This window comes from Pseudoselenomonas ruminantium (assembly GCF_900142515.1).
GTDB classification, from domain to species: domain Bacteria; phylum Bacillota; class Negativicutes; order Selenomonadales; family Selenomonadaceae; genus Selenomonas_A; species Selenomonas_A ruminantium_D.
Genome location: NZ_FRBC01000022.1, coordinates 62,018 through 62,967 on the forward strand (window position 1 = coordinate 62,018; position 950 = coordinate 62,967).

A 950-nucleotide genomic window follows, 5' to 3' on the forward strand; every position below is an offset into this window, starting at 1 on the left:
GTATTCCGCCGAATAGGCGGCTTAGAAATCCAGCTGAGATGCAGGATCTATACCATGCCCGTATTCCGCCGAATAGGCGGCTTAGAAAGCCCGCCTCCTTTCTCATCATCCGCCAATAAAGTATTCCGCCGAATAGGCGGCTTAGAAAAACGAGATATTCCGTGCCATCAAGCGTTATGAGTATTCCGCCGAATAGGCGGCTTAGAAATACTTCGGTCGTCGCCCCGGTAGCAACCACGGGTATTCCGCCGAATAGGCGGCTTAGAAAACAGTCAAGCATGACCATGGCGTTCCCACTGTGTATTCCGCCGAATAGGCGGCTTAGAAACTTCTGATAAGTGCCACCCGTCCTGGCAAGATGTATTCCGCCGAATAGGCGGCTTAGAAAAGTCAGCGTGGAACGCAGTCACAAGCTTGTGGGTATTCCGCCGAATAGGCGGCTTAGAAACCCTTTCGCATGATTCAAACGATTTTCAAACGGTATTCCGCCGAATAGGCGGCTTAGAAATGCACCGAGACGAGCAGCCCCGGCACGCATGGGTATTCCGCCGAATAGGCGGCTTAGAAATTTGAGCGTGCCGCTCTTGACTTTCTGATAGAGTATTCCGCCGAATAGGCGGCTGGTCCTATGTCAAGATTTAGTACAACATAAAATGAGAAATTTTAATTATTTTCAACTTACCAATCGTGATTCTCTAGCAACGCTCGCATTGTAAAGTTTTTCAAAGTCATCTGGCGAAAGATATCCACAATGGCTGTGAATCCGCTTTGTGTTATAAAATGCTTCAATATACTCAAAAATTAGGCTGTGAGCATGATTAAAATCCCGGATTCTAAAGCGGTTCAGCCATTCACGCTTTATCAATGCGTGAAATGACTCGATACAGGCATTATCCCATGGATAAGCTTTCTTGGAATAGCTCCGCTGCATTCGTGCGGTGGCCTTCTTA

At 47.6% G+C, this 950-nt stretch carries 1 protein-coding gene and 1 CRISPR repeat array; the gene reads right to left on the reverse strand.

Annotated features, from left to right (window positions below; genetic code table 11):
• Nucleotides 1–568: direct repeats of the CRISPR family, unit length 28 nt; unit sequence GTATTCCGCCGAATAGGCGGCTTAGAAA.
• A 105-nt stretch (nt 569–673) separates the two neighbouring features.
• A partial coding sequence (locus BUB68_RS11130; RefSeq protein ID WP_143188150.1) for an integrase core domain-containing protein occupies nt 674–950 on the reverse strand: 277 nt, incomplete at its 5' end.